Origin of the sequence: Paraburkholderia sp. RL17-337-BIB-A, assembly GCF_046025895.1 — a bacterium.
GTDB lineage: Bacteria > Pseudomonadota > Gammaproteobacteria > Burkholderiales > Burkholderiaceae > Paraburkholderia > Paraburkholderia fungorum_C.
On sequence record NZ_JARESY010000001.1, the window covers coordinates 2,170,742 to 2,194,130 of the forward strand.

Sequence of the window (23,389 nt, forward strand, 5' to 3'; positions counted from 1 at the left end):
CCGGAGCGGTCATGCCTGCCTTACCCGCGAAACATCATGCAAGCGAACTGCAGCGTCAGCTGCGCGAATTGTTGGGCCACGACCAGGTGGTCACGCAGGCTTACGGGCGTCATCTGCTGATCAAGCGCCTGGACAATCAGGAGTCGACCGTTGTGGCACGCCTGAGTGAACTCGGCCGCAATCTTTATGGTGCGGCCTTTCGTAGCCATAGCGGGCGATGGGAACCTCTGCCTGGCTCAGGTTCGCTCGCCGAAATGGCTCAACTGGTTGTCACGCTCCTGCAACCTTATTTGCAGCCAGACAATTATTAAAGCTATTTGAGGGATCTTGTACTAGTACGGAGGCGCCGGAAGAAAAGCAGACGAAGTAATCGAGCGGACGCGGCAACGTCATCTGGTGCAAATGCCACGCGCCAATCGCCTTGGGCTTCATCACCGCAGACAGGCGGTTGGCGGTTTGTTGACAGAGAACCCCGTCGTCCAGCACGCCGGCAGTATGAAACACGCCGCGCAGTTCAGGCCGCGACGCAAGTTCGTCGAGTAGCGCACGCACGGCAACTGGATCGCTGACATCGAGCGCCCTCACGGACACATCGACCCCAATTCCGGCGAGCTGCCGCAAGCGATCGCATGCGAATTCTCCGGGTGGCTTCCTACCGGCCAGAATGAGGTGCCGGGCACCCTGCCTTGCCAGCCATTCGGCTACCTGCAAACCCAGGCTGCCAAGCCCCCCGGTAACCAGATAACTTGCGTCGGGCCGGACCGCGCTTCGGCTGATGACGACCTTGCCGATATGTTGCGCCTGGGCGATATGCTGAAAGGCGTTGGCGGTCTGCGTAAGCGTAAAGGTGCGGTACGGCAGCGGGTGCAGCACGCCGGCGTCGAACTGGACCGCCAATTGCTGCCAGAGTTGCGCAAGCAGCGCGGCGTCATTGCGCGCAACATCCAGCAGATCAAAAGGCTGATAGCGCACGTTGGGAAACGCCTGCTCGACGTGTTCCGGACTCCATATGCCGTTCTTGCCAAGTTCGACGAAGCGGGCCTGATTGCGGCAAAGGCTGAATCCTGCGGCGATGAAATCTCCGCTCAGGCTGTTGAGAACAATGTCAACGCCTTCTCCTTCCGTGGCCTCGCGAATTTCCCGCACGAAATCCACACTGCGCGAATCACCGATATACCTCACGCCGAGTTGTTTCAGAATTCCCCATTTGGGGCGGCTGGCCGTCGCGAACACCTCCAGCCCCAACCAATGCGCGATCTGCACCGCGGCCAGTCCTACGCCGCCGGCCGCAGCGTGAATCAGGACACGTTCGCCGCGTCGAGCCTGAGCCAGATGCGAAAGTCCGAAGAAAGCCGTGAGAAAAGCGATCGGCAGCGTCGCCGCCTGCTCAAGACTAAACCCTTCCGGTATTGGCGCAACGAAGCGGGTGGGAACATTGACGAAGTCATTGAGGCATCCCGGCGCCATGTAGGCCAGTACAAAGTCCCCCACCTGGAAGTCCTTCACCCGGCTACCGAGCGCGGCAACACGCCCTGCGCATTCGAAACCGAATGCCGTGCTATCGGCCTTGCCGAAAACCCCCAAGGCAATCAGCACATCCTTGAAGTTCAATCCAGAGACCTGTGCCTGAATTTCCACTTCATCCGGACCCGGTGTGCTCCGGCGCATGGGTTCGACGGAGAATTCATCGAGAATTCCCGGCACTCGCAATCTGACTCGCGACGTGCCGCCGAGCCGCCTCGTCCGAGTCAGTCTGGCGACCCATCTGCAACCGCCGCGCACCGCCAGCTGGTTTTCACGCTGTGCAACAACCAGTTCGCTGGCCAGCAATGAGATATCGGCGTCTTGCGGCACGGCCGGCAAATCGATTAATACGCTTTTCAATTCGGGATGCTCGGATGCGATTGTCCTGCCCAGTCCCCACACTGGAGATTGCCAAACGTTCAGTGCGTCGGATCCGCCCTCAACTGGTTGTGCACCCCGCGTAACCAGAATCAGGCGGGGTACTGTGCCTGCATCCTGTTTGACCAGGCGCTGCACGAGCTCGATAATCCTCGCACCATCGTCCGAACTGGTTGCCTCATCGTTCGCATCGGCGAGGAAAACCATGCCGGTCGCGTCGTCGACGCCATATTCGGTAGAAGGGTCCGCCAATTCGGCCGCCGCGCCGCGCGCCCGGATCTGCCCGGCGAGCCTGGAGGCAAACTCACTGGCCGCTGCGACCACCAGCCAGCGCTCCGAAGAGGCGGCATCGCGCGGCTCGCTGGCCGATTCCCGGGCCTGCCAGGCGATCTGGTAAAACCAGTCCTGCTTCGCTTCATGATTGTGTTTAAGAAATTCCTGCCGCTCCACACGCCTGATACATAGTCCTTCGACGGTGGCCAACAGCCTGCCGTTCAGATCGAACAGGTTTAACGATGCTTCCAGGCTGTCGCTGCCTCGCTCCAGTGTCTCTCCAAGCGAAGCATGGCAGAAACATGCGTTGCCAGCTCTCCTATAGATCCTGACTCGTCGGGCCGTGGAGGGCGCATAGGTTGCGGCATCATCTGCGTCATAACGCGACGCGCCAAGCAATTGCAAACAGCCGTCAAGCAGCGCCGGATGCAACATGAAACCCTCTGTGTCCGCAATGTCCGCCGGCAGACGAACCTCACCGAACGACTCGGCACCACGCCGAGTCACCCGACCGAGCACCTGGAATTGGGGTCCATAATCCAGCCCCAGGCTGGCGAAGTGTCGATATAGATCAGCCGCCTCGATGGCCTCTCCAATAACTTTATTCAACCCGCGCGGATCGCTGCATTCGTCCCGTACGGTTTGATCTTCCGCAGCTATCTTGCCCCGCGAATGGGTAACCCAGGTATCCCCGAACCGGCTGGCGATGCGAAAGGAAAGTACTCGAGCATCTTCGGTCTGCGAAACGATGGTCTGTAATGTTTGAAGCTCACTGTCTTTAAGCGGCAACGGGACTTCAAACGTCATGTCCAGGATGCTCAACCACTCACTCGCCAGCAGAGTGCGCCCTGCCTGCAACACGATCTCGATGTAAGCGGTCGCCGGCAGGATTGGCGTTTCATGAACGCGATGGTCAGCAAGGTAGGCAGGCGATCGGGTCGATATCCCTGTTTCGAAGATCGCCTCGTCGAGCGCGGTATCCAGGCGCTGCCCCAGCAGCAGGCCGCTGGTCGTCGGCAACTGGGCCGACGGCATGGCCGCCGTCGATCCGGGTGCCGATATCCAGTGGCGCATACGCTGAAATGGGTAGGTTGGCAGCGCAATGCGCCGTCCGCCGTGTACACGCCCCATCTCATCCCACGCAATCCGGGCGCCCTGCTCATACCAACTGCCGAGGCGGGTTAGCAGTTGAACCCTATCCGTTACCTGTCCGTCCCATCCCGGCAGTTCAGCTACGATATCGACTGCTTCGCGCAGTTCGCCCGCGCCGAGCTGGCGTATTGCCGCAGACAAAGTCTGCTTATCTTCCGCAAGCGCTTCCCCGGCCTGGATCGCGTGCCGCAAACTCTCCTCGAAGGTCAGGCGGCCGGCCGCATACTCCGCTACCCAGGTGCCAACCCCACTTGCCGACACCGCGACGGGTTCGATACCCCATGAGCGCAGCAACGCCCATAATGCGAACCCAAAGACGAACTGGTCCCCCCGCAGCCGATTCGCTACCGGCACCGCGGCCAGAACAACATTGCAACGTTCGACCGCCTCCCTGAATACCGGTTCGGTGCGATACAGTTCGCCGTCCCGTGGTGGATTTGGGCACGCCATGTCTGTCAGCATAAAACCGATCTTTGCGGTTCGCCCGCTGAGATCCTGGTCAACAGGGTGAGTCTGCGTATGCCGGAAGTCCGCAAGTTTCGCCAGCAGTTCCTCGGTTGACGCCACCGTGAAACAGACCCGATGCGGCAGATGCGTCCGCCCAAGCGCGGTGGTATGCCAGAAATCCAGCAACGCAACGCCGGGGTTTGCATGGAGGTAGTGCTCGTAGCGACCGACCAGTTCGAACAATGCCCGGCGCGTCTTCGCCGAAATGACGACTGGCAACGGCAACGGCAACGCATGGTGCGCAACTGCCTCGACCGGGCCCTGCGCGGCGCGCTCGACGATCACGTGGGCGTTCGTTCCGCTGATCCCAAACGAGCTGACCCCGGCCAGCAGCGGGTGCTTCGCCGCACGGAGCGCGATCGGACTACGTGGAATCGAAAGAGGCAGACCGTGCCAGTCGATATGCGGATTGGGGCTATTAAAATGAATTTGTCGCGGAATTTCCCGATGATGCAGCGCGAGAATAACCTTCAACAGGCTCGCTATTCCCGCAGCGGCTTCCAGATGCCCGATATTCGCCTTCACGCCCCCTACCCAAAGAGGTTCAGCAGTCTCCCGTCGTGCGCCGAATACGGCCCCAAGCGCCTCGACTTCAAGCGGGTCGCCCAAGGACGTACCGGTGCCGTGCGCTTCGACGAAAACAATCTGTTCCGGACGCACTGCTGCGTTATGTAATGCCTGATGCAGCAGTACCTGCTGCGATTGCGCGTTCGGTACGGTCAAGCCGCTGCTGCGGCCGTTGTGATTGACTGCAGAACCGCGGATGACCGCCAGTACCCGGTCGTGGTCGGCGAGCGCATCCGCTAGTCGTTTCAGCACCACCACGCCACAACCTTCGCCTCTACCATATCCGTTGGCATCCGCATCAAATACTTTGGAAATGCCATCAGGCGCGATGGCCTGCGTACGGGACAGAAAGACTGCGATCTCGGGCGAAATGATGAGGTGCACGCCCGCCGCGATCGCTACACGGGATTCCTGCATGCGCAAGCTTTGACACGCCAGATGCACAGCGACTAGCGAAGAGGAGCAAGCCGTGTCGACGACCATGTTCGGTCCAGTCAACCCGAGAAAATAGGAAAGCCGACCGGAGGCAAAGGAAAATCCGTTGCCCGTACCCGAGTACGTATTGATCGCCGCGAGGTCGCCGCTAAACAGTTCGTGCCGTGAATAGTCGATCTGTCCCATTCCGACAAATATCCCGCTCGACGTCTTGCGCAACGCTTCGGGCGGCAGACCCGCATTCTCCAATGCCTCCCAGACGACTTCGAGTAAGAGTCGCTGTTGCGGGTCGAGGCTGGCGGCTTCACGCGGCGAGATACCGAAAAAATCCGCATCGAACTCGTCGACCTGATCGAGAAAGCAACCGTCCCGCACATACATTTTCCCGGCTGTCTGGTGCCCCGGATCGTAAAGCGCTTCACTGTCCCAGCGGGACGGCGGAATTCGGCCCAAGGCATCGCGGCCGTCGTGCAGCAGCGCCCAAAAGTTGTCGGGCGTATCGGCGCCTCCCGGAAAACGGCAAGCCATGCCGACGACGGCAACAGGTTCGGCATGCGCTGACTCGAGGTGGGAAATCCGTTCCTGCAAACGGTTGATAGTACGCAGCGCTTGCCGGATGACAGCACCGGTGTCGCCGCCCTCTTTAACTTTATCTGTCATGGGGTGGCCCAGAAAGCGACGCCAGTTTCTGCATCAACAGCGCGGTGACCTCGCCATCTGACAAGGTGTCCAGATCGGCCGTTTCTTCAACTGCCACCGATTTAGACAACGGCATGCGAGACCGCGGTTCAGGTAACGGGGTCGCGTCGGCAAGCACACGGTCGGCCACATACCGTGTCAGAGATGCGAGCGTGGAAAACTCCAGCGCGATCGTCGCCGACAGCGAAATTTCAAACTCTGCTTCAAGGCGATTCTTCAATTCCAGCGCCAACATCGAATCCAGTCCCATGTCGGAGAAACCTTGCTCTGAATCGATCCGACTGGGCTCATCCCGCCGCAGAACCTGAGATACCAACACAGCGACACGCTCACCAATGACCGCCTCGGCCTGCTGCGGTGAAACGCTTGCCGGACGCACACGAATACCGGTGGCTTTCCCTTCATTGCGAGCGCTCATGTCGGCTGATCTTGAGAGCACGTCGTCAAGCACGATGGGGGCACCGGTCGTGGGCCAATGCCGCGCGAACCTGTCCCAATCGACATCCATTGCCAGTACTTGCGGTGTCGTGGAGATCAGCATGTGCTCAAGAATGGCCAGACTCTCATGACTTTCCATGGAACGAATTCCGTTGCTTGCCAGCCGGTCTATATAGCCCCGATCGCGGGCAGCCATGCCGCCCACTGCCCATAGGCCCCAATCGATGCTGACCGCCGGCAGTCCGAGCTGATGGCGGTAGTGCGCCAGCGCGTCCAGATACGTGTTGGCGGCCGCATAGCTTGCCTGGCCGGGCGCCCCAAACAAAGCGGCGCCTGCCGAGAAGAGCACGAAAAAGTCTAGTGGTTGCGCCAATGTCAGCTGGTGCAAATGCCAGGCTCCCTTTGCTTTCGCCTCCATGGCCCGTTCGAAACGTTCAGCGGTCTGTTGCAGCAGCAGACCGTCGTCCGTGACGCCAGCCGCGTGAATAATGCCGCGCAAGGGCCGCATATCGCTATGTGATTGTTCGAGCAAGCGCCTGACATCGGATTCGTTGGCAACATCGGCCGTCACCAGGACCAGCTCCACATCCTTCGGCATGTCGGCGCGCAGACGATGCACTGCTTCAGCACGCGCCGTACGCCCGGCCAGAATCAGCCTGCGAGCGCCGCGCTGCGCCAGCCATTGCGCAACCTGCGATCCGACCGCGCCGAGACCACCGGTTACAAGGTAGCTCGCCTGAGCCGATATCCGCGCGCGAGGCGTGCCCACCGTCCACGGAAGCGCAGTGAGATGCGGCGTATAGAACTGCCCCGCGCGCCACGCACTGAAGCCTGGCGGCGCTGTCTCAAGCAGAGAACTGGTGGTCAAATCGGCAGCCTCGGTTTCGATATCCGCAATTCCGCCGAACAGTTCCGGGTGCTCGCGGCTCAATACGCGGGCGACACCCCAAACAGGAGCCTGGTCGATACGCAACCGGTCATGCTTTTCATGCCCGGTCGCCACGGCCCCCTGGCTGGCGATCCATATTTGCCTGCCTGCCCCGTCAGCCGCCGCCTGCCGTACGGCGGCAAGCAAGGTCCCGAGCGAGTCCTCGGCCGAGGCAAAAATCCAGTGTCGTTTGTGTGATTCACGCGCCGCCACTGCCACCGTGGGCCGCCATTCGACCCGGTACAGCAAATCGGCCCACGCCGGTATTGATTCCTCCGTAGCGGGCGTATCGATCCAATAGCGCTTGCGCTCGAACGGATAAACCGGCAAGTCGACCCGGTGGCGCGGGCCGCTGCAGCAACGCGTTTTCCCTTCGTCTGAAACATCCTTCTCGTATCGGTCTTCCCGTAGCGCCTGGGAAATCTTCTGCGCGGCTTCCCTCGGCGAAGAGGCGGTTACCGCGATCCGGAACCGCATTTGAGCGCGCGCTACAGTGCTCGAGTAGGCGAAGTCCGCAAAGTGAGCCTCGGACAACGATTCAAGCCGACGTATGTACGCCACGGCCAGATTTCGCAGTGTCTCCGGGGTGCGAGCTGAAATCGTGAGCAGGTGAGCCCGTGGGGCGGCAATCGGGGATACCCCCGTTTCCGCAATACGCCAGATATCGTCGGGCGCCTCTTCCAGCACGATATGCGCATTGGTTCCGCTGAAACCAAAGGCATTCAACCCTGCGCGGCGGACTCGCGACGCTCTGGGCCACGCGGTTAGCGCCTGCGGAATGCGGTACGGAAACCACTGTGGAGACGGCAAATGCGGATTCGGAGATTCAAAATGCAGATGCCTGGGAATCGCTTCGTGTTGGAATGCGAGCACTGTCTTGATCAGACCCGCCATGCCGGCCGCGGCTTCCAGGTGCCCCAGATTCGTCTTGACCGCGCCGATCAGCAAGGGACGATCACTGGTTCGGCCATCGCGGAATACCTCAGATAAGGACTCCATCTCAATGGGATCGCCCAATGCGGTGCCGGTTCCGTGTGCTTCCACATAGTCGATGTCGCCCGGTGCTATTGCCGCCAGGGTTTGTGCTGCCCGAATTACTTTCTGCTGCGCCGGCCCGTTTGGCACAGTCAGTCCGCTGCTGCGTCCGTCGTGATTGATCGCCAAGCCCCGGATCAAGGCCAGCACTGTGTCGTGATCCCGCTGTGCATGGGACAAACGCTTCAGGACCACCACACCGCAGCCCTCAGAGCGAACGTAGCCATCGGCGCCCGCATCGAATGCCTTGCAGCGTCCGTCTGGAGCAAGCATGCCGGCCTTTGAGAAGTTGATGCTGACTTCGGGAATCAACACGACATTCACTCCCCCGGCCAATGCCATTTCGCATTCGCCGCTGCGCAGGCTTTGACAAGCCTGATGCAATGCAACGAGCGATGATGAACATGCCGTATCGAGCGAGATTGCTGGACCTTGAAACCCGAATGTGTAGGCCACCCGACCGGCGATCATGCACGCCGCGTTGCCAGAGCCGACATATTGATCGATAGCCTCGCCGCCACGCGACAGAAGCATTTGCAGATAGTCATGCGCGGAAGCGCCGACAAAGACGCCCGTTGTCGTTCCCGTTAGACGGTCGGGCGCTATCCCGGCGCGTTCCAGCGCTTCCCAGCAGACTTCGAGATAAATCCGCTGCTGCGGATCGAGGCTTTCGGCCTCACGTCGGGAAATATGAAACAATTCGGCATCGAAACCTTGAATGTCGTCGAGAAAACCACCATAGCGTGTGGAAATCCTGCCGGGAGCATCCGGATTGGAATCGAAATACCGGTTCAGGCTCCAACGATCCGGCGGCACGTCCCGAATCACATCGCCCCCCTTCTCCAGCAGCGACCAGAAGGACTCCAGATCGTTGGCACCGGGGAAGCGACAGGCCATGCCGATGATCGCGATAGGCTCGTAGCCATCGCGCCCGGTAGCGCGAACAGTCGGTGCCTCCGGTGCGCTTGACGCTGCCGAAGCAGGCGTGAGCTTACTGAAAATATGATCCGTCAACGCATCGAGCGTCGGATAGTCAAGCGCAAGAGTACCCGGCAAAGCGACGCCTAGATGCCGGTTCAAACGATTGCGCAATTCGACCGAGGTTAGGGAGTCGAGCCCGAGATCGAAGAAACCCATATCAGGGCGCACGTCTTCGGGCGACGCAAAATCGAGCACAGAGGCCAGTTCGCCACGAATATGCTCTCTAAGGGACTCGCGGTCGAAGGAGGCCGTGACGCGTGTCGAACGCGCGGTAGCCGTCTCGCTCGCCGGTAATGCGCTTCGCGCTGTCAGGAGTTCAGACAGGAAGGGCAGCGCCCGGCCTCGCGACGTGAATGTCCGCCAGTCTATTGGGGCAACCGCTGCCTGACTGTGTCCCTCGCCCATCAGTATGTCGAGTGCCCGGAGCCCATCTTGCGGGGAAATCGGCCGCACACCGCGCTTCATCATCTGCTCGTCCGCATGGATGCGCGCGGCGGCTCCAACCCCGGACCAGGTGCTCCAGTTGATACTGAGGGCCGGCAATCCCTCGGCCGCACGGGTCTGCGCCAGACCATCGAGAAACGCACTGGCAGCGGCATGATTCCCTTGCCCGGGACTACCGATCACTGAGGCGATCGACGAGAACAAGACAAAGAAGTCGAGCAGAATGTCGCGAGTCTGTTCGTGCAAATTCCATGCGCCATTGACCTTGGCCGCCATCACACGCTCGAACGTTTGCTTTGACTGTCTTGTCAGCGTCGCATCGTCCAGCACGCCAGCCGAATGGAACACGCCGCGTAGCGGCTTGCCGGTAAGACAGGTCTGCGCCACTGCATGAGCGACTGTCCCGACGTCCGCCACATCACCCAAAATGGCCAACATGTCCACGCCGCGTTGTGTCAATGCGTCGACTCTGGCCTGCGCTGCCGGCGAAGGTTCCTTCCGCCCCAGCAGAGTGATATGCGTCGCGCCATGCCCGGCAAGCCATTCCGCCACCAGCAGGCCCAGATCGCCGAAGCCACCCGCGATCAGGTAGCTCGCATCGCTCCGTACTGCCGGCAAGCTGACGGGTAGCGCCTCGAGCGGCACGAGGCGCGCCACCGACCGGCGCCCGTTCCGGTACGCAATTTCTTCCTCGGCACCCGCGTTGTCCACCTCGGCTCGAATCAGCGCTTCGACGTCTCCGTCGTACTCCGCATCGATCTCGATCAACGTCGGACGCAGCTCAGGATTTTCCAGCGCGATCGATTTGCGCATCCCACGCAAGGGAGCCTGCATCAGGCCCCCGCGCGACACGATCCATAGCCGCCTTGCCGGTTCCGGGGACTGCGCGACTAACGACTGCGCCAAGGCAAGGACATCGCCGCAAGACTGCCATACCTGTTCGAAAGGTGTACCGCCGGCATGCCGCTCCGGCACCCGATAAATGGCATCTCTGTCGAATCCCGTTGCCGTTTGCTCACTCGCTTGTGTCGTGTTTTCCGTCCGGGCAACGATCAACGACTGTGCAGACAATTCGGGAAGAACGTAAATCTCCCGCTCAGAAAAACCTTGACGCCCTAGCACGGAGCGCCAGGCATCCGGAGACATCAACGCGTGGTTGCGCAACGCCGTGTCGGTGAAATGCCACCAGCCGACCGTCAGGCCAAAGGTCAGGTCGAGCCATCTTAAAGGCCGGGTCCCCTCGCCCAGCAGCAGATAGCCGCCCGGCGCAAGCAAGCCGCGCAGATGCCGCAGACTTACCTCAATGTCTCGAGTCGCGTGGATGACGTTCGAAGCAACGATCACGTCGAAACGGTGATCGACGAATCCCTGCGCGGACGGATCGCGCTCGATATCGAGTAAATGACTCGTAAAGAATCCGAACGATTTGAATCGATCGCTTGCTTTGGAAGTGAACGCCGGAGAAATGTCGGTAAAGACGTATTGGCAGGCGACAGCGTCCGGCCCTCTCGCCAGCATCGGCACCAGTTCCGCAGTCGTGCTGGCCGTCCCGCCGCCAACTTCGAGAATGCGTAGCGGCGCGCCGCTCTGCATCAGCATCTTGATGGACGTCACGATGAGCGCATTCAGCGCCCGTGCACTCGGCGAGTATTCGTAGAGCGCGCGGACCGCGCTGTCGTCGCCGTTCGGGAAAAGTAAATCCAGCGGGTTGCACGCTCCACATAACACGTCAGCCAGGCGAGGCCCGCACACCGCCAGCAAATTCGCTTCGGCACACGTCGGCGGTTGCGCATCGACCTGTGCATCTCCTGCATTTTCGGCCAGCATCTCCCACATTCTTGTCACCAGACGCCGGTAACAGGAGAGCAAGCCGGGCTGCTGATCGGCACTCCAGCCCAGGCGGTCAAATGCCGCTCGCACATATCCAAGGCTGCGCGCCTCTAATGCGGCCAGAACGGCGGGGAACGCCAGCGCATCGGGTTCGGCCAGCGCTGTACGTCTGACCCGGCAAATCTCCGGCTCAAGTGTCCGGATCGACGGAAAATTCTCTGCGGGCGTATGAGTCAATGCCTGTTCGCGCCATGCTATTTCATACAACCAGGCGCGTACCTCGTCGTCCTGAACCTCATGCGGGACGGACGATGGCTTCAGCGCATCGATCCAATGTCGTTTGCGCTCAAACGGGTATGTCGGCAGAACGAGTTTTCGACCTTTTGAAGAATCCTGAACGTTTGAAGTCTCCGGCAACGGCAAGGCAATACTGCCTCCGTCAGCAAACGAATCGAGCTGCGCTTTCAGCTCGGTGATGTTTTGCGCGTGAATCGCAATTTGCTTCTCGAAGCGGTATCGCCCGGTATTGACTGTAAAACATAGGTCGTGCAACGAAGTATCGGGATGCGTCACGAGGAAATGCCCAAGCCGTCCGCTCAGCGCCCGCAGTGCGGCGTCGCTCCTGGCCGACAGATGCAACACATGCGAACCGGCACGCTCGCCGGCTCCCTCCCGTGGCACCGGCGGCTGTTCGAGTACGACATGCACGTTGGTACCGCTCATCCCGAAAGCACTGACCCCCGCGCGGCGCGGCGCATCCTGCGAACGCCAGGGCGTCAGCGCCAGCGGCACTTCGATGGGGATTTCGCCCCATGAAATCTCGGGATTAGGTGTACGAAAATGCAGCTGCGGTGGAATCTCGCCCTGCTCCACCACGAGCGCCGCCTTGATCAGACTGGCGATCCCGGCGGCCGCCTCAAGATGCCCGATGTTGCTCTTGGCCGAGCCGATGCGAACCAGCTGTCTCGCAGCGCGCCTCGTCGGCAATGCTCTCGCCAGCGCATTCACCTCGATGGGGTCGCCCAGCGACGTACCCGTACCATGCATTTCGACATAACCAATCTGCTCTGGCTCAAGCTGCGCATTCTTGAGCGCTTGCCGTATCACGGCTTCTTGCGCCAAACCGTTGGGCACGGTCAAGCCACTGCTGCGACCGTCGTGATTGACCGCCGAGCCGCGAATCACCGCCACGATGTGATCGTCGTCCCTCAGCGCATCGCTGAGGCGCCGCAGCACGACGATGCCGCCGCCCTCGCCACGCACATAGCCGTCGGCGCCGGCATCGAAGGCCTTGCAGCGACCGTCGCGCGCAAGCGCATTCAACTGGCTGAAACCAATCGCTCCGCCAGGCCACAGCATCACATTGACACCGCCGGCCAGTGCGATCTCGCATTCCCTCTGACGCAAACCCTGAATGGCCAGATGCACCGCCAGAAGCGACGACGAGCAAGTCGTGTCCAACTGCATGACCGGACCCTGAAATCCGCACACATAGGCCAACCGCCCTGCCGCCACTGCACGCGCGTTGCCCAGCAGATTGTAGGCGTCGACCCCCTCCAGGTTGCCCGAACTCAGCGTGTTGTGCGCATAGTCCTCCGTCGTGACGCCCAGGTACACGCCGGTGCTGCTGCCGCGCATCTTCCCGGACGCATAGCCCGCGCGCTCCATTGCCTCCCATCCCAACTCGAGCACCAACCGCTGCTGGGGGTCCAGGGCGCGTGCTTCGCGCGGCGCAATACCGAAAAAAGCGGCGTCGAATTCGTCGATGTTTTGCAGAAATGCCCCGTAGCGCGCATATGTCTTGCCAGGCGCCGCAGCGTTGTCCGAGTAGTGCTCGCGCCAGTCCCAACGATCCGGCGGCACTTCACCTACCGCATCGACGCCCTCGCGCAGTAGCTGCCAATACGCTTCCGGGTTATCGGCTCTGCCTGGGAAACGGCACGCCATACCGACGATTGCGATTGGCTCGTTGCGGGCCGCCTCCAGTTCATCGACACGGGTGCGCAGTTTTTGCGTGACAAGAACAGCGCGCTGTAACGGATTGAGTTCGCTCATCGCCCCTCCAGGCCAATCCATTCACGCTCGATGAGCGCAGCAAGTTCTGCGTCGGAAAGCGCCCCGACAGCGGTCTCGATCGCATCGGATTCGCTCGGGTGGTCTTGTGCGGGTGCTACGGCGGGAGTGGCCGATGCAGCGGGCGCCGCGATTCGCTTAACCAGGAATTCGGTCATCAAATGCAACGTGGGATATTCGAATATCACTGTAGTGGACAACGGCATTTCAAGATCCCGTGACACACGATTTCTCAGTTCGATCGACATCAGCGAGTCGAGCCCCAGTTCGCTGAATCCTTGCTGCGGATCGATGGGCTGGCTTGCACTAATGCCAAGGACTTCTATTAATTCTCCAGATAAATAGTTGGAAACCAGACGCACGCGTTCTGGCGCAGTGGCGGTGGCAATTTGATGCCGTAGCTTCTGCGCCGTTTGGCCGACCCTGTGCCATTGTTGGGGCAGTAATCGAGACAGCAGAGGCAGTGGGTTGACCAGACTCCTGGCATGATGTGTCCAGTTCATGGACACAACGCAAGCTTGCGTGACATCGGCACTCAACAAGCGCTCAAGCGCTTCGATGCCCAGCTCAGGTGCGAGGAAATCGTATCCTTGCTCCGTTACGCGTCGCCGCAAGACCGGATCGAGCCTTGCCGCCATCCCGGTTTCCGCCCACGGTCCCCAATTCACGCTCAGACCGTGATAGCCCCGCGCGCGACGCTGCTGCATGAGACCGTCGACAAACGCATTGGCAGCGGCGTAATTGGCTTGACCCTGCGCGCCCAGCAGCGAAGCCACCGACGAGAAACAGACAAAGAAGTCCAGTGGCAAATTTGCAATAGCGTTATCCAGATGCAGCGCTCCGGTCGCTTTGGGCGCCATGACGGCCTCGAATCTTTCCCGGCTCTGCTCCGCCAGTGGTGCATCGTCCAGCAGACCCGCGGCGTGAATCACGCCCCTCAGCGGCGGCATTTCATCAGCAATCAGGGCGATCAATGCCTGTACGCGAGTCGGGTCCGCAACGTCGGTTTCAACGAGGCGGATCTGGCTATTGCTGCTGGTGCCGCCGGCATTTTCGTCCGGCACTCGCCGACCAGCCAGGACGATATTTTTCGCGCCGCGCGCCACCAGCCACGTGGCTACATGGTGGCCAAGCGCACCCAGGCCACCGGTCACCAGGTACGTAGCGTCGGCATGCAGAGCCGGCACCGGACGAGTCTCGTTGCGCGCGCGGGGAAGCCGGGTCAGCCGCGCAACCAGCCGCCTGCCGTCGCGATACGCGGCCTGCTCCCGGTCGGCTCCATGCGCCAGCATATCCGTCAGCGCGGCAAGGTCGGTTGCATCATCCGCTGAGGGATCGAGATCGATCAATTGCAAGGCAACGGTGGTGTGCTCGACCGCCGCCGCGCGGGCTACCCCCCACAACGCCGACTGTGCCGGGTCAGTGTCGATTGCGCCACGCGTGACAAGCCACAGCGGTCCAGAAGCGGCGGCAAGAATTTGCGCCAACGTCTCGCAACGGCGGCTCAACGTCATGTCCTTGTCCAGCACGGTAACGGTGACACCCAGCAGCCTCAGCTTTTCGGCGAACCTCTCGCCGCCGTCCGCCGCGAGCACGATCACGCCGGAAATCGCCGCCTGCGCGACCCGATCATCCGGCTGCCAGGTGATTTCGTAGAGCCGGCTGGACACGTCCCCCCTGAGTGCAGACTCCAGATCGGCACGATGGAGGTCACGAAACTCAAATCCTTCAACCTGTGCCACGCTCCGGCCCGTATCATCGAACAGCGCCAAGGCTTTTCCACCTGCACTCGCCCATAGCGGCTCACTGTTCGATGCGGTTCCCCAGAAACTGAATTTCTCGATACTGAATGGAATGCGCAGGATGTCTTCCGGCAACGCCCGCCATTGCGCCGTATTCATCATCAGGTGAAACCAGGAGTCGACCAGCCCGGCAAACAGCGGACTGTCGCCCGCGGCCTGTTCCGGCCGTGCCACGGAAATCCGCCCCCAGGCTTCGTCCGCCCCGGGCCAGATCTGCTCCAACCATTGAAACGCGCGACCCCAGATATAACCGGAGCTTGCATGGCAGTGATAGAAGTCAGCGCCGGAAATCGGAGAATCGCCGGCGGGCGGCAACGCCAGCGCGGTGGCGGGCGCTGCTTCAGTCGTCAATGGGGCAATTCGGCCGGACGCGTGTACCGTCCAGCCGCTCGAGGATTGACTCGTGATATCGAATCGAGTGGGTCGCCCGTTTTCCGTATCCAGGATCAACTGCACAATGGTCGGTTCATCGTCCAGTATCAGCATCTCCGAAAAATGAATGTCCGCAAGCTCACACGCCTGGAAAGGTGCCAGTGCCTGCAGCGCGGCGAGCACGAGGGAGAGATGAAACGCTGCGGGAACGACAGTCGCGCCGAACAAACAATGTTCCGCCAGATAGGCGGGATTCCGTCGACTCAGCGGCAGTTCGAAACGAATCTCACGGGAGAATGGCAGCTCAAGGCGCCGCCCCGGCAACGTCAGCCTGGCGGTATCGCTCGATAATCCCGCAACACCCGGCTCCGGCGTTGCGCTGCACGCTGCCCCACGGTCATCCAGTGGCACCCAGTAGCGCTCGCGTGCAAATGGATAGGTTGGCAAACTGATGCGCTGCGGCTTCGCCTCGCCGTATAGCTTCTCCCACTCGACCGTCAGGCCTTGCGCCCATATCTGCGCAAGCCTGTCCACCTTGCCGCGCTCAAGCCACTTATCGATCGTTTCCTGAAACTCATCGTCAGCCGTCAGCGCCGCCAAGGTCTGCTGGCTGCGCTTCAGTTCGCCCCGGTAGACGCCTTCCAGATGCGCTTCGCCTGGCTCATAGTCCGCCAGCCTGTCCTTGAGCGCCTCCATCGAATCCACCACCATCGCGAGGCGCGTCCCCATCGCCTCGCGTCCAACCTGCAACGTGTACGCCAGATCCCAAAGCCTGACTTCATGCGTCTCCAGATATGCGCGCAGTTGCTCGACCTGCACCTGCAGACGCTCCGCATTTCTCGCCGACAGCACCACCGCCACCGGCCCCGCCCATGCCCGCTGAACGCCGGGCGGCGCCACGTATTCCTCCACCACCACATGCGCGTTCACCCCGCCGAAGCCAAACGAACTTACGCCCGCTCGCCGTGGCAGCTCGCGCCCCGACTCGTCCACCGGTGCTTCCCACGTCCTCAGATCGTTCACAACGTAAAACGGACTGCCCTTCAGATCGATCTGTGGATTCGGCGGCTCGCTGTACAGGCTCTTGACCAGCTGCCCGTGCCGCATCTGAAGCAGCACCTTGATCAGCCCCGCTACGCCTGCGGCCAGTTCCAGGTGCCCAATGTTGCTCTTCACTGTCCCGAGACCGATGCTCGCCGCCGGCAAATTCCCGGCTTTTGTCAAATTCCGGAAGGCTCGCTTAAGCCCCTGCACTTCGACCGGATCACCCAACGCCGTGCCGGTGCCATGCGCCTCGATATATCCCACCGTGCGCGGGTCGACCCCGGCCTGCCGGAATGCCGTCTCAACCAGCCGCGCCTGCGCCAATGGATTCGGTGCGCTCAACGAATTGGCCCGCCCACCGTGGTTTTGCGCACTGCCCAGAATCAGGCCGTAAATATGGTCACCGTCACGCTGCGCCGCCGATAGCGGCTTCAGGAACAGCATCCCAACCCCTTCAGCACGCACATAACCATTGGCCTGCGCTGAGAAAGCCTTACAGCGCCCGTCAGGGCTCAACATGCCCGCCTGCGTAAAGCTCTCGTGCGCCTCGCTCGACAGCAGCGTATTCACCCCGCCCACCACCGCCTGCGCGCACTGGCCGCCGCGCAACAGCGTGACAGCCCGGTGCACCGCCACCAGTGAACTCGAGCACGCTGTCTCAACCGGCTCACTCGGTCCGTGCCAGTTCAGCCAGTAGCTCATCCTGTTGGGCCCCATCGAACCTACCAGTCCCGCTACGCTCGAGCCCGTCACAGCCTCGCCGGCTTGTGCAAGCATTTGCCCATAGCCGCTCGTGACGGTGCCCACCAGTAACGCGGTGGCACTGCCCGACAGACTCTGCACCGAATACCCCGCATCCTCGATTGCCTTGTGGACATAGGTCATCAGCAGCCGCTGCTGCGGATCTATCCTGCGTGCCTCGCGTGGCGAAATACCGAAGAACAGCGGATCGAACTCGTCCACCCCGTCGAGTACCCCCGCGTGGCGGATCGCTGGTGCCGCCGCCTCTCCAAAGCGGCGCGCCGGCAGCTCACCAACGCAGTCACGTCCTGCCCGAAGGTTCGTCCACAGCGTGTCGATATCCGGCGCCTGCGGAAAACTCCCGCTCATGCCAATCACCGCGATCGGCTCCGGGGTAGACGGTACCGGCGCACCCTGTGCTGCCGATGTACGCGCTATCGAGCGGCGCGCGCGACGACGCCCGATCACATCTCGCGGCATGACCGGGGACGGTTCGACGGTCTCCCGCCGCGTACTCGTTGGCGCAAATGCGGGCGACAGCATCCTGCCGTGCTCGCGCGCCAGATATCGTGCCAACGCCGAAATCGTCGGCGCTTCGAAGAACACTGTCGGGCTCAGCATTAGCCCATAACGTTCATTCAACACATGGCTGAAAGACGTCAGCGTTATCGAATCCAGGCCAAATTCGTTCAGCGGCGTATCCCGCTCCAGTTTCTCCTGCCCGATCTTCAGGTGCGTCGAGATCAAGCCCGTCAGCACGCGCTCCACTCGCGCGGCCAACTCTGCGTCCTCCTGCATGCCCGGTTCCGGCATCGCCGCCTCAACCGATGCTTGCAACGCAGGCACGACCCCAGCCGCCTGCGTGTGTGCCAGCAAGCGTGCCCGCTCGCCATACAGCACCATCACATGGGGCGACGTTTGCGTCCGGGCCAGCGCCTGCCCCAATGCCTTGACCCCGACTTCCTCAGGCATGGCCTGCATGCCAGTCACCCGCCGCAGCTGAGCCGCGACACCGGCATCGACCTTCATTCCTCCTTCAGCCCACAGCGGCCAGCTCACCGACACCATGCGGCCGAATCGCTGGCCTTGCGCCACCAGGCTCTCCCGGTAGACCGCATAGCTGTCCATGAAGCCATTGGCCGCCGCATAGCCGGCCTGTCCCACGTTGCCCCATGAACTCGCCACCGACGAGCACAGCACCAACCAGTCCAGCGTAATCGTCCGGGTCGCGGCGTCCAGCGCGACAAGCCCGGCCACCTTCGCCTCCAGCACTTGCTGGAGATCGTCGACTGTTCCGTTCACCAGCAAGCTGTCGCGCAAAACCCCGGCGCAGTGGATCACCCCATTCAGTTGCCCGTACCGGGCCACGATGTCTTGTGCCAGCAGCGCCATTCCTCGACCATCACTGACATCTACCGCCCGATATTCGACCCGTGCACCCTGCGCCCGCAATCCCTGCAGGATGACTTCATGCTCCGCCCTCAACGCGCTACGCCCACTCAGCACCAGCGTCAGCCCCCGCGCGCCCTGCGCCAGTGCGCGAGCAAATATTTGCCCCAACCCGCCCAAGCCGCCAGTGATCCAGTACACCCCGCCATCGCGCCACGGCACATCCGCATCAAACGTGTGCCGCTCCGTGAAGTCGAGCAATTCACGCCCCCTCGGTCCGTAGCGCACTGCCGGTGCCGGCGACATGGCCTCCGCCCGCAGCCGGGGGACGAGTTCGCTTGAATCTTCTACGGCCACCGTCTGAATCACCAACGTCGGGAATTCCGCCCGTGCGCTAAGCAAAAGCGCGCTCAGGCCCTGTAGTACCGCCCCGTCACCACTCAACGGCACCACCAGTTGCAACAGCACGGGATAGATGGGCTTGTCTGCCGTGATCTGCCGCACCTGAGCCAGCAGTTGCTCCGCATACGCGCAATAGCGCTCGGCCAGCGAGCCGGTAGCGTTCAACCGCACACATTGCGCCGGGGCCAGTTCCGCCTCGAATCCATCCGGTACCCGCATCTCGCACACCACCACCCGGTGTGCGCCGTACACCGGATCTTGCGCCGGCCTGGGAATCGCCTGCGCTGTCCACCGCGGGGCCAGTAACAGCGTCTGCTCCGGCTGCTCCAGCATCCGGGTACTGAAGCCGGCCAGGCGCACCGCCACCTGGCCAGCCTCATCCACGATCTCGACATCGAGCTTGCGCATCGCCGCGCTGTCGCCCGCTCCCGGCCGCACCACTGCCCACGCAGGACTCGGCACAGCCCCCCACTGCTCGACTGCCTGCACCGCAAACGGCAACGCCAGCCCGCCATCGGTCGTAGCCAACTCCATGCTTGCCTGCAACGCCCCGTCCATCAAACTCGGCGGCAGGCTATAGCCCTCTTCGAACGTATCGGTCGCCCGCTGCAATGCCCCGACCACGACTGCGTCACCGACCTCCAGCGCCGTCAACACAATGAAGCTCGGCCCATAGCGCAAGCCGGCTGCCGCCAGGCGGGCATAACATTCGGGCCGCCCGATCGTGCGCCCGCACTTTGCCCGCAAGGCCAGCAGATCCACTCGGGGTGCCGCACCCGCTGACACGACCTGCGCCCAGCCATGGCTGTAGACCACCGCGTCGTCGCCCTCCCCGCTGTAGATCTCATAGCCAGCCCGACCGTCCTCCTCCTGCGTCAAGCCGACATGCACCTCCAGCGGCTCGTTCACCACCAACGGTCGCATCCAGTTCACCTGCGTCAGTCTGATCGCAAACTCCGATGACGAGCGCCCCAGAGCCATGCTTGCCGCCGCCCGTGCCCACTCCAGTTGCACCACTCCCGGCACCACCTGCTGTCCCCGCACCCCATGTTCGCTCACGAAGAACTCATCGCCGCTGAGCGTTGTGCTATAGCGTTGTTCGCTCAGATCCGACGTGTTGCGATGGACCAATGGGTGAAGTCGATGCTCGTCAAGCGAACCCGGCTCCGGCGTTGCCCTGTCATCCTGTGGCACCCAGTAGCGCTCGCGTGCAAATGGATAGGTCGGCAAACTGATGCGCTGCGGTTTCGCCTCGCCGTATAGCTTCTCCCACTCGACCGTCAGGCCTTGCGCCCATATCTGCGCAAGCCTGTCCACCTTGCCGCGCTCAAGCCACTTATCGATCGTTTCCTGAAACTCATCGTCAGCCGTCAACGCCGCCAAGGTCTGCTGGCTGCGTTTTAGTTCGCCCCGGTAGACGCCTTCCAGATGCGCTTCGCCTGGCTCATAGTCCGCCAGCCTGTCCTTGAGCGCCTCCACCGAATCCACCACCACCGCGAGGCGCGTCCCCATCGCCTCGCGTCCAACCTGCAACGTGTACGCCAGATCCCACAGCCTGACTTCATGCGTCTCCAGATACGCGCGCAGTTGCTCGACCTGCACCTGCAGACGCTCCGCGTTTCTCGCCGACAGCACCACCGCCACCGGCCCCGCCCATGCCCGCTGAACGCCGGGCGGCGCCACGTATTCCTCCACCACTACATGCGCGTTCGTGCCACTGAAGCCAAAACTGCTCACGCCGGCCACCTTCTTGCCGTCAGGCCACGGCTGCGCTTCAGCCGTCACTTTCACTGGCAGTCGCGACCATTGAATGTGTCGATTCGGCGTTTCGAAATGCAAGTGTTTCGGAACAACACCATGCCGCATGGACAGAATGACTTTCATCAATCCCGCCACGGCCGCCGCCGCTTCCAGGTGCCCCACATTGGTTTTTACCGACCCCAACAGCAGCGGCGAATCGGCGCCCCGGCCGACACCTAGCGCCGCTGCCGCGGCTTCCACCTCGATCGGATCGCCAAGCGTGGTCCCCGTCCCGTGTGCCTCCAGATATTTCACCTCATGCGCAGCGATCCCACTGCGCTCAAGCGCCGCTTCAATGACCGCCTGTTGCGCCTTCTGATTCGGGGCGGTCAGCCCCGCGCTCGCCCCATCCTGATTGATCGCACTGCCTCGAATCACGGCCCATATAGGATCTCCATCCCGCTGTGCATCGGCCAGGCGCTTCAAGATCAGTATTCCGCAGCCTTCGCCACGCACATAGCCGTTCGCGGATGCGTCGAAGGTCTTGCAGCGGCCATCCGGCGACAGCATTCCAGCCCGTGCGAACGCGACGAACGTCTCATCGTTCAGCAACAGGTTTACGCCACCCGCCACGGCCAGTTCGCATTCCCCTGCGAGCAGGCTCTCGCACGCCAGGTGCGTGGCCACCAATGAAGAACTACAGGCCGTATCAATCGACAAGGCCGGGCCATGCAAGTCGAAGTAGTACGCGATCCTGCCGGCTGCGATCGACGCCGCGTTGCCGGTGGCAAAGTGAGGATCGGCAGCATGTCCGGCGCCCTGCCGGTTCAGCAAGGTTTCGTAGTCGTGGCCCATCACGCCAACAAATACGCCCGTGTTCGACCCCGCTAATCGCGTAGGGTCGATCCCGGCTCGCTCAAGCGCCTCCCACACGACTTCCAGCAAGAAGCGATGCTGCGGATCGATCAATTCCGCTTCGCGTGGCGAAATCCGGAAAAATGATGCATCGAACTGGGAGACATCTTCGAGAAAGCCGCCGAATTGACCCTCTCCACCAATGTTCTGGTCATCCTTATCATTCTTTCGACATGTGCCTCGCGGTGATCGCTCTTTGATAGCATCGATCCCACCCTCCAATAACGCCCAGAATTGCTCCGGGCTCGACGCTTCGCCTGGAAAACGGCAACCCACACTGATCACAGCGATGTTGTCTCTTTCCGAAACGCCGCTGCTCGCCTGGCTGTGCGAGTCGGCGGCAAAATCCGACGCAACGCTCGTGCGCGCATGTCCTTCGCTGGCCTCATCCACGTCTTCGGGCGAGCGCCCTTTAAATGCCACACCTTGCTTTTGCAGATATTCATCAATCGCCGCAGGCGTGCCACATTGAAAGAAAAACGTCGCCTCAAGCTCAAGCCCGATTTGTTCGCCGAGACGATGACGCAATTCCAGCAGGTCGAGTGAACTTAGTCCCATTTCCATCAACGGTACGTCCGGCCCGTACGCTGCCGATCGCTCCGCGCCCAGCGCCTGCTCTATAGTGTTCCGCACCCACCTTGAGCACTCCACGTGCGCGGAGCTTGTCGTCGGCATGTTCTGCTTATGAATTGCTGCGTCGCTCGACTGGGCACGCGACGTTTCCCCTTCCTCTGCGCATCCATTGGTCAGATCGTGGGCCTGAAGGTATTCGACAATCGCTGCGGGTGTCCCATATTGAAAGAAAAAAGTCGGATGCAGCGTGATCCCGACGCGTTCGCCGAGCCGATGACGCAACTCCAGCAAGTCGAGCGAACTCAATCCCATTTCCATTAGGGGCGCCTGCGGTTCATACGCACCGACTCGCCCCTTGCCTAGCACCTGCTCTATCGTGTCCCGCACCTGCGTCGCCAACTCCACCGCTCCCGCACTCCGCGCGAGCACGCGTCTTGAACCCGCCGGCGCCCGCACTGGCATCACTGGCATCACTAGCGGAACATCGCGGAAGTTCTGGTATTCAATCAAAACGCCAGCTCCACCATTCGCCTTGTCTTCCGGCCGAAACGGACACACGACTTCACGAACCGTGGCGCCGTGCGACTCATGAAAGCGCAGCATCGGATCGACGGGCCACCCGGCGTGATCACGCTGCTGGATGTACTGGTCCATTGAGGCAAGTGTCGGATTCGATCGCGCATAATCACGACAGCGCGTAACGCCGGCAACTGTTTCGACGTCTTCACAGCAGGCAAAGTAAACGAGTGCGAAGTCGAGCAGTTCGTCCGCTATTCCAGTGCCTTGCATTTCCGGCAAAACGCAGGTTCCGAGCAGATGAGCGACGACACCGTCCGGTTTGTGGATGCGCGCAAATTCCGCGAATGGTGTATGACGCAATTGCGCCAACGCATCCACTCTCTGCGAATACAAGGCCGCGACAAGCCGACCATCTTGCTCCAGCAGCATTTGTCCTTGTGGGAAAACACCTATGCGACGGCGCAATTCGACCTCGGACACGGCCAGGTCTTCTGACCAGCAGATCTGCTCCAACTCTCGCAAACGGGCGATATCAGCCTCAACCGGATGCCGTATCCGATAGGGACGTGCGAGCCACCGATTCAGCGTGATACGAGTAAAAGGCGCCGCGCGCGGAAACCGCCGAAAA

4 protein-coding genes are annotated in these 23,389 nt (G+C 61.6%); 1 reads left to right on the top strand and 3 read right to left on the bottom strand.

Annotated elements, in window-relative coordinates; genetic code table 11:
- The first annotated feature begins 11 nt into the window (after positions 1-11).
- Positions 12-311 carry a hypothetical protein gene (locus P0D84_RS09760; protein ID WP_169491107.1) on the top strand — a complete coding sequence of 100 codons (300 nt, stop codon included), beginning with the start codon at positions 12-14 and terminating at the stop codon, positions 309-311.
- Here P0D84_RS09760 and P0D84_RS09765 read toward each other — a convergent pair.
- From P0D84_RS09765 to P0D84_RS09775, 3 genes are read right to left on the bottom strand one after another with little or no spacing between them, the layout of a single operon-like run.
- Positions 271-5,496, bottom strand: a complete 5,226-nt coding sequence (locus tag P0D84_RS09765) for an SDR family NAD(P)-dependent oxidoreductase (RefSeq protein WP_408335439.1) — start codon at positions 5,494-5,496, stop codon at positions 271-273. The two genes, P0D84_RS09760 and P0D84_RS09765, sit on opposite strands and share 41 nt — an antisense overlap.
- Positions 5,486-13,246, bottom strand: coding sequence for an SDR family NAD(P)-dependent oxidoreductase (locus P0D84_RS09770; protein WP_408335442.1), 7,761 nt, complete (start codon positions 13,244-13,246; stop codon positions 5,486-5,488). Before P0D84_RS09770 ends, P0D84_RS09765 begins: the two co-directional genes overlap by 11 nt.
- Positions 13,243-23,241, bottom strand: a complete 9,999-nt coding sequence (locus P0D84_RS09775; protein WP_408335445.1) for an SDR family NAD(P)-dependent oxidoreductase — start codon at positions 23,239-23,241, stop codon at positions 13,243-13,245. Before P0D84_RS09775 ends, P0D84_RS09770 begins: the two co-directional genes overlap by 4 nt.
- Between the last annotated feature and the right edge of the window lie 148 nt (positions 23,242-23,389).